The following is a 1820-nucleotide window of genomic DNA, read 5'->3' as shown; positions in this document are numbered from 1 at the left end:
CAGGAAGGTCCGCCGGCCCGCCCAGTCCTTCGGGACCGTGAAGGTGCGCCGATACTGGCCGACCGGGTTGTAACGGGTCGGGGCGGCCGGGGGCGCACGCCGCCCTGCCCGCCCTACTCACCCGCCGCGACGGCGCCGACCAGCTCGCCGTCCGCGCCGGCGTGCCCTTCGCCCCGGCCGTCGTCCGCGCCGAGGGCGCCGCGCACGGCTTCGCCTGGAACCGGGACGGCACCGTGCTCGTCACCGGCGGCCTCGGCGGCCTCGGCGCCGCCGTCGCCCGCCACCTGGCCACCACGCACGGCATACGGCACCTGCTGCTCACCGGCCGGCGCGGCCCCGACACCCCCCAAGCGGACCGGCTCAGGACCGAACTCGAAGGCCTCGGCGCCGATGTGACGATCGCCGCCTGCGACGCGGCCGACCGCGACGCCGTCGCCGCGCTCCTCGCCGGCATCCCGGCCGACCGGCCGCTGACCGCCGTCGTCCACACCGCCGGCGTCCTCGACGACGGTCTGCTCACCGCCCAGGACCCCGCCCGCCTGGACGCCGTCCTGCGGCCGAAGACCGACGCGGTGCGCGTGCTGCACGAGCTGACCCGGGAACTAGACCTCGACGCGTTCGTCCTGTTCTCCTCCGCCGCGGGCCTGTTCGGCAGCGCCGGACAGGCCACCTACGCCGCCGCCAACGCCTACCTGGACGCCTTCGCCTCCTGGCGGCACGCCCAGAACCTGCCCGCCACCTCCCTCGCCTGGGGCCCCTGGGCCGGCGACGGCATGGCCGGCGCACTCACCGGCGCCGACGCCGCCCGGCTGCACCGCAGCGGCCTCGTCGCCCTGCCCCCGCCGCAGGCGCTCGCCCTCTTCGACACCGCCTGCGCCCGCCCCGAACCCGTCCTGCTGCCCCTGCGCCTGGACCCCGCCGCCCGGGACACCGACCGCCAACTGCCCCCGCTGCTGCGCGGACACACGCCGCCGCCCACCCGCCGCCCGGCCGCACCCGAGGGGCCCGCACCGGCCCGCGCCCCGCTCGCCGACCGGATCGCCCACCTGCCCCGCGCCGAACGCTCCGCGCTCCTGACCGACCTCGTGCGCACCGAGGTCGCGACCGTACTCGGGCACGCCGACCCGGCCCGGATCACGCCCGAGGTCACCTTCAAGGAAGCCGGCTTCGACTCGCTCACCGCCGTCGACCTGCGCAACCGGCTCACCGCCGCGACCGGCCTGCGGCTGACCGCGACCCTCGTCTTCGACCACCCGACCCCCCAGGCCCTCGCCGACCACCTCGACCAGCAACTGCCGGGCGCCGAGGCCGCCGTACTCACCCTGCTCGGGCAACTCGCCGACGCCACCGCCCGGGCCGACCTCGACGACAACGCCCGGCAGACCGTCACCGCACGGCTCAGCGCCCTGATCGACGGACTCGGCAACACCGCCGCACCCGAGCAGACCACCGCGCCCGAGCCGGGCGCACCCGACCCGCACCACGTCACCGACCTACTCCGATCCGCCTCCGACGACGAGCTGTTCCAGCTGCTCGACAGCGGCTTCCGCACCGCCTGAAGCCCTGCACCGAACCTCCAGGGGAGAGCTGTGTCCGCAAACGACGCCCACCAGGAAGCCACCGGCAACGAAGTCCGCCTCCGCGACTATCTGCGCCGCGCCATGGCCGAACTGCACGAGACCCGCGAACAGCTGCGCGCGGCCGAGGAACGCGGCACCGAGCCCCTCGCGATCGTCGGCATGGCGTGCCGTTTCCCCGGCGGGGTCAGTTCCCCGGAGGGGCTGTGGGAGCTGGTCATGTCGGGGACGGACGCGGTCTCG

2 protein-coding genes are annotated in these 1820 nt (G+C 76.2%); both read left to right on the top strand.

Features of this window, described 5'->3' with window-relative positions; translation table 11 throughout:
* Window positions 1-161: 161 nt before the first annotated feature.
* Window positions 162-1559: an SDR family NAD(P)-dependent oxidoreductase gene (locus AB0I98_RS49810; protein WP_362953160.1), complete on the top strand. Its 1398-nt coding sequence runs from the start codon at window positions 162-164 to the stop codon at window positions 1557-1559.
* A 30-nt stretch (window positions 1560-1589) separates the two neighbouring features.
* Window positions 1590-1820: polyketide synthase docking domain-containing protein (locus tag AB0I98_RS49805; protein WP_362953158.1), on the top strand; the 231-nt coding region annotated here is incomplete at its 3' end.

The organism is Streptomyces sp. NPDC050211 (assembly GCF_040656035.1).
Lineage (GTDB): Bacteria > Actinomycetota > Actinomycetes > Streptomycetales > Streptomycetaceae > Streptomyces.
The sequence above is the reverse complement of the archived record's forward strand: the minus strand, read 5'-3'. Positions and strand labels throughout refer to the sequence as shown.